This is a genomic window from Caldithrix sp. (assembly GCF_056497305.1).
In genome coordinates this window covers 1-6,797 of sequence record NZ_JBSMDE010000137.1, presented here as the reverse complement: position 1 = coordinate 6,797, position 6,797 = coordinate 1, and the positions used below count along the sequence as shown (strand labels likewise).

Sequence of the window (6,797 nt, the reverse complement as noted above, 5' to 3'; positions counted from 1 at the left end):
TTTAATTTTTACTTTTCAAATTCCAGACAAGTCCTTACTCTTACAAACAAGCATGCTACTTCAATGAGAAAAACAAATCCTTTTGCTCCGCTTCTCCAATGTAAACCATTTAAGAAAAATTCACATTCATGTCAAGGAGTAAATTGAATTGGTTATTTTATTTTTTTCGATGGATCAAAATTTAGCTTCCCTTCATCTTTCCAACAATTTTGCAAACCGGGAAAATGAAGTGGTTTTATATTATTTTTTACAGGGCATTTCCTTTCAGTTTTCTGGAACTGCTATTCAAAAGAGCGCTACGATCGCACAACATTATCAATTATCTTTATTCTATGTAATTATTAATTGGAATCTATCTTTTTATAAAAGCTAACAAATCAAATTCAAAAAATCAAAAATTCTTTTGGATTTTTTCTCATTTTTCTTTAAAATATAACTATTATCAATGTTATCTGGAAGCAATATAAGATGGAAAGCTTCGAATTCTATCTTAAAAATGTGGCGCATATTCCCGATAAATACATCCCTTTTTATATCCATTGGGTCAACTCAGCCTACAATTTTCTTAAATTAAAAATGAATGCTGAACTTTCTCAAAATCAAACCAATACCTTTTTGAAAAGGCTTAGCGTCAATCATCCCGACTGGCAAATCAAACAGGCACAGGCTGCCCTGCGTCACTATCAATTCTTCCTGCAACAATCCCGCCATCAAAAGAATACAAAAATTCAACCTGCAACTGATTTATGGGACAAAACCATCCAGTTAACCATTCAAAATCTTAGATTAAAACAACGTTCTTACAGTACCGAAAAATCTTATCTGAAATGGATCCGCGAATTCAAATTTTTCATGCAAGAAAAAAATCCTGCCAAACTAACAGAAAATGATCTGCAACTTTTTCTCAGCCATCTGGCAGTGGATAAAAAGGTGGCTCCTTCTACTCAAAATCAGGCTTTAAATGCCTTAATCTTCTTCTTTAGATATGGCCTAAACAAAGAGCCGGAAAACTCCATTAACGCTGTGCGGGCAACGCCCAAAAAACGGCTCCCTGTAGTCCTTTCACGCCAGGAAATCTTACAAATTCTTCAATTCCTGCCACCTCAAATCAGCTTGATGGCTAAAATTATTTACGGTGGTGGCCTGCGTCTTAACGAGTGTTTACGTCTGAGAATTAAAGATATTGATTTCCAAAATAATATTATCTTGGTCCATGCTGGTAAAGGCGATAAAGATCGCAAAACGCTTCTGGCTCAGTCAGTCAAAAAAGAATTAGAAGATCATTTGCAAGAAGTTAAAAAAATTTATCAGCAAGATCGAAAACGAAACTTAGCAGGTGTCGAACTGCCTCATGCACTGGCCCAAAAATATCCAAATGCAAGTACAGAATGGAAATGGTTCTGGGTCTTTCCCTCATGTTCTCTTTCGGTCGATCCTAGAACAACGCAGGTCCGCAGGCACCACGTTCATCCTGCTACTTTACAAAAAGCATTTAAAGCCGCCTTAAAAAAATGTAATATCAATAAACCGGCCTCCATCCACTCCCTGCGCCACAGTTTTGCCACCCATCTTTTAGAAAACGGCCACGATATACGCACCGTACAAGAATTGTTAGGCCATAAAAATTTACAAACGACAATGATTTACACACACATCGCCAAAACCAATTTAATTAATGTACACAGCCCCCTGGACGATTAAAATGTTCCCAATTCTCTCAATAAACCGGCATCTTCGCTGCGCTCCGACAAATTCCCAGCTACCAACTCCATACAGCTCCGCCACGTCAATCTCAGTAAAAGGATAGTCTGGATGAGGTAAATTGCACTCGAGATAATTTATGGCATTAAATAGTTCAAATGGAATGCTGTTAAGAATATAAAATTCAGAATTTAATAAAGTCAAATCAATGTAATTTTTAATGATGAAAATCTTTTGTACCGCTTAATTTATTTTACTATAAGAAAAAATGCACGCTCCTTTTGTAAAGCTCCCATACGATTAAAAACTGGATTCAGTAGCTTAGCACAGATCATCCAGCATACGGAAATTAATTTTTCTAAAGGCAATATTTAAGAATCTGAACTTAACAAGTTGTGCACCTCCCTCAGAATTTCATCGCTGATTACAGGAATAATGGATTCAATCTCCGGACTCAGTCCAAACTTTACAGCGTTTAACGAAGGGACGGAGATAGCGTACAATACTACATCTGGCATTTTACCCAGAAGTTGGGCGGCATCCAGCATATCTTTCAGACCGATGTCGTGCGCCGTTAATGTGGGTGGGTAATCGGAAGAATATTGAGGCTGCAACCGTTGCCAGGTGCCTGGCGGATGACCATTAATCGTAGCGTCAATCAGGATGACAGAATCGGCGCTCTGAAATTCTTCCAAAAGATGGAACCCACCGGTCCCCCCATCCAGCACCGTCACGCCGGCAGGCATATTCTGCTTTTCTAAAAATTGGGCGACAAAAGCGCCAACGCCTTCATCGCCCATTAACACATTACCAATGCCCAGGATTAACAGTTTAGAGGTCTTCTTCCTTTTCAAATTTCCAGCCTCCTACCATAGAAGAAGTAGTGCCCCGCCCTTCAACATAGTCGTGATAAAATACCAGATAGACATGAATGATGGCAAATATAATAAAGAACCACATGAACATATGGTGCCACTGGCGAACGGCAAAATCTCCGCCCATGAGCGGCACTACCCAGCTAAACAATTTGGGTAAAAAGGAAGAACTCATACTGGAATACAGAGCAAATCCAGTAAATGCCTGGAATAGAAATACCAAAAAGCTCAGAAAATAAATCAATCCGGCCAGGGCATTGTGTCCCACGCTGATCTTGCCGGAGACATCCCTTTGCAAGATATCCACTTTCAGAACTTCAATGATTTCTTTCCATTGGGCTTTTTTCAAAGGAATAAAATTTCGCCAGTCTGCGTAATGGTTGCCCACCAATCCCCAGTAAATGCGTACTAAAAAATTAAAGAAAAATATGAACGCAGCCACAAAATGGAGGAATCGGATAGTACCAAACCAGTATTGTTGGTAGGCTTCATTGCTGTATTCTATGGCAATGGGTTTTCCAATCAGATAACCGCTAATGGCCAGAACCACAATACAAATGGCGTTTACCCAATGGTAAAGACGGACCGGAAATTCCCACACGTACACTCTGCGGTAGACATTTGTCTTTTTCACTGCTTGCATGCCAGCCTCCTTTCACATGATCTGAATGCGACGGACATATTTCCCGTCGGGATCATAGAGATGAACCGCACAGGCAATGCAGGGATCAAAGGAGTGAATGGTGCGCAAAATTTCCACGGGTTTTTCTGGATCCTTTACTGGGGTGCCAATCAGAGATTCTTCATAAGCCGAACGCTGATTCTGAGGATCTCTGGGCGAAGCATTCCAGGTGCTGGGCACAACCATCTGGTAATTGTCGATTTTTTCGTCCTTAATTCGAATCCAGTGGGCCAGCGCACCGCGCGGGGCTTCGGTCATTCCTACGCCCTGAGCTTCTGTGGGCCAGGTTTTGGGATCCCATTTGGCATCGTTAAAGGTTTTGGTATCGCCGTTCTTAATGTTAGCAATCAACGCATTGTAAAAGTCTTTCATCCAGTGAACCACCAGCTTGGTTTCCAGTCCACGGGCTGCCGTTCGTCCCAAAGTCGAAAACAGAACCGTAGGCGGTACATCTAACGTTTTAAGCGTGGCATTGACCAATTCCTGCACCTCTTTATTACCGCTGGCATAGGCCACCACCATGCGCGCCAGAGGTCCAACTTCCATTGGTTTTCCTTTCCAGCGCGGCGTTTTAAGCCAGGAATATTTGCCGTCCACATTCAATTCTTTAAAAGGAGGTTTAGGACCGGTAAAATTAAGTACTGTTTCGCCATCCCAGGGATGCAATCCCTCCTGATCGCCTACAGAATATTGATACCAGGAATGCGCAATGTATTCCCTGATGCCCTCTTTGTCCGTCGGATCAACCGGAACCACTTCTTCCAGATTACGATCCAATACGATGCCACGTGGAAATTTGAAAGAGTCCGGTTCCCAGTAACTTCTGGTCGGTAAATCACCATAGGCCATGTAGTTCTTTAGACCGCCGCCATATTTGGCCCACTCCTTGTAGAAGCCGGCTACAGCCAGTAAATCAGGCAGATAGACCTTCTCCACAATTTCGATGGCATCATCAATCAATTTTCCTACAAAATTCAGACGCTCGGTATTGATGGCATTCACTTCGTTCAAATTAATCGAACATGGCGCTCCACCAACCAGATAGTTGGGATGAGGATTTTTACCGCCAAAAATGGTGTGGATTTTGACCAGCTCTTTTTGCCATTCCAGCATTTCGAGATAATGGGCCACTGCCAGCAAATTCACGGCAGGCGGAAGCTTATAAGCCGGATGTCCCCAGTATCCATTGGCAAAGATGCCCAGTTGCCCGCTTTCTACAAAGGCTTTCAACCGATCCTGAACTTCCTTAAAGTATCTGGGCGAACTCCTGGGCCAACTGGAAATACTTTTGGCAATAGCCGAAGTGTCTTTTGGATCGGCTTTCAGAGCGCTAACCACATCTACCCAGTCCAGGGCGTGTAAATGATAGAAATGGATGACGTGATCCTGCACCATCTGGGCGCAAAACATTAAATTACGGATCAATTCCGCATTGAAGGGCACTTTAATTTTCAGAGCATCTTCCACTGTTCGCACGCTGGCCAGAGCATGTACCGTGGTGCACACGCCGCAGGCTCGTTCTGTAAAAGCCCAGGCATCCCGTGGATCACGGCCTTTTAAAATGATTTCGAATCCACGAACCATGGTGCCGGAGCTGTAAGCTTCTTTAATGACGCCATTTTCGACCACCGCTTCAATGCGCAAATGTCCTTCGATCCTGGTGATGGGATCAACTACTAAACGTGCCATAATTACTTACCCTCCCCTTCTTTTTTGGAATTGACGGACTCTTCCACATTCTCTTTGATTAGTTTCCTCTTGCGAATATTGGTGGTAATGGCATGAGCCGCAACGCCGGCAACGGCAGCAGCGCCGACTACAGTACCGATGGTGTCAGCGGTGGTTTCAATACCAAAACCGGGGAAGGATGCCAGATGGCGATAGAATGGGCCATTATCCCAGAAGTTGTTCTCACTGCACCCAATACATCCATGACCGGATTGAATGGGATAACTGGTGCCGGCATTCCATTTTGTAACAGCGCAAGCATTGTAGGTGACCGGACCACGACAGCCCATTTTGTACAGGCAATAGCCTTTTTTTGCCTTTTCGTCATCCCAGCGTTCTACAAACAAACCAGCATCGTAATAGGGCCTTCGGTAACAGGTATCGTGTACACGTCGGGAATAAAACTCTTTGGGCCGACCCTGTCCATCCAGTTCAGGGATATTGCCAAACACCAGAATATGCGTTACAATGGCCGTCATCACATCGGCAATGGGCGGACAACCTGGAACTTTAATAACCGGTCGATCAAGCAGCTTGTCAATGGGCGTAGCGCTGGTGGGATTGGGTTTCGAACTTTGAATACATCCATTGGAAGCACAACTGCCCCAGGCAATCACAGCAGCGGCTCCTTCGGCAGCTTCCTGCAAAATATCCAGCGCCGTACGACCAGCAATCATGCAATACACGCCATCATCGCTGGTTGGCACGGAACCTTCGACTAATAAGAAATACTTGCCATGGTATTTCTTCATCGTATCGTGCATGGCTTTTTCAGCAGCTTCGCCGGCAGCAGCCTGGAGCGTCTCGGTGTAATCCAGCGAGATTTGATTCAGGATCAGATCACCTACCAGAGGATGGGAGGACCTGATAAATGATTCACTGCAACAGGTACATTCCTGAAAATGCAACCATATAACCGGAGGCCTGGGATTTTTTTCAAAGGCGTGAACAACCTTTGGAATTCCTGTGGCATCAAGCCCGATAAGCGCTGCCGCATAACTGCAAAATCGCAAAAAATCTCGGCGGCTTAACCCATGAGTAGCTTCCAGATGTTCCCTAAAAGTTGGTATTTTAGACATTTTCCCCCCTTAACGTTTTGATGAAACATTTTATGTGAAGGATGGATATAAATGTCTAATAAAGCTAAAGAACAAAATAGTTCGTCGTTTAAAATATAAAACATCAATGAACGCCCTTCCCCCTAGGATTTCGGCTAAAATAATAATCAACAAACATTTCAATTGCAAGAATATGAAAATTTTTTCATATTTTGTCTTTATCCCCCTTTTTTGCAAAATATTCCTATTGAACTCTTTCCTTTTTTATTTTGCGGTAATAAAAATTAGAATACTTCCCTCAAAAGATCTAAGGCAGTAAAGCCGCAACCAAAAAACTTCGTTAAAAAATGACAGGTCAGTGCCTATTAACCCTTTAACTCTTACACTCTTAACGCTTTCCCTCCAACAGTAGAAGTTATTTCACGAATTAGCCCTCACCCCCACGATCCCCCTCACCCAGAATAAAAATATGGGAGAGGGGGAAGGCTTGTGTGTGAAATTTTAACATGTATTGGGGATTTCTTACACGTACCCCATTTATGACCAATGGCGGCCCGATGCTTATTCAACCATTCAACCAATCAACAATTCAACAATTCAACAATTCAACGGTTTTGTTTCTTCACACTGCATAAAAATTTTCGCATCCCGCTAAGCGGGATTATAAGTTTTGAAGGAAGTATTCTAATCCCGCCACAGCGGGATGCGAAAATTCTTGTGCTGCATTCTTACTAAGCTTTCCCAAAAGTTAAA

The 6,797-nt window shown here is 42.9% G+C and carries 5 protein-coding genes; 1 reads left to right on the top strand and 4 read right to left on the bottom strand.

The window, feature by feature from the left end; genetic code table 11:
• Window positions 1–468 precede the first annotated feature (468 nt).
• Entirely contained in the window at window positions 469–1,701 is a 1,233-nt protein-coding gene (locus tag ACWB0I_RS11555) for an integron integrase (RefSeq protein ID WP_479388222.1), read from the top strand.
• Window positions 1,702–2,072: 371 nt separating this feature from the next.
• Here the strand turns inward: ACWB0I_RS11555 and ACWB0I_RS11550 are convergent, their stop codons facing one another.
• Genes ACWB0I_RS11550 through ACWB0I_RS11535 form a run of 4 tightly spaced genes read right to left on the bottom strand, consistent with a single transcriptional unit; the run spans window position 2,073 to window position 6,065 of the window.
• A complete protein-coding gene (locus tag ACWB0I_RS11550) occupies window positions 2,073–2,555 on the bottom strand; it encodes a hydrogenase maturation protease (RefSeq protein ID WP_479388221.1) in 483 nt (160 codons plus the stop codon).
• Window positions 2,533–3,219, bottom strand: coding sequence for a Ni/Fe-hydrogenase, b-type cytochrome subunit (gene cybH, locus ACWB0I_RS11545; protein ID WP_479388220.1), 687 nt, complete (start codon window positions 3,217–3,219; stop codon window positions 2,533–2,535). Before cybH ends, ACWB0I_RS11550 begins: the two co-directional genes overlap by 23 nt.
• A gap of 12 nt (window positions 3,220–3,231) precedes the next feature.
• Window positions 3,232–4,950: a nickel-dependent hydrogenase large subunit gene (locus ACWB0I_RS11540; protein ID WP_479388223.1), complete on the bottom strand. Its 1,719-nt coding sequence runs from the start codon at window positions 4,948–4,950 to the stop codon at window positions 3,232–3,234.
• Complete coding sequence (locus ACWB0I_RS11535) at window positions 4,950–6,065, bottom strand: hydrogenase small subunit (protein WP_479388219.1); 1,116 nt, start codon at window positions 6,063–6,065, stop codon at window positions 4,950–4,952. Before ACWB0I_RS11535 ends, ACWB0I_RS11540 begins: the two co-directional genes overlap by 1 nt.
• Window positions 6,066–6,797: the final 732 nt, after the last annotated feature.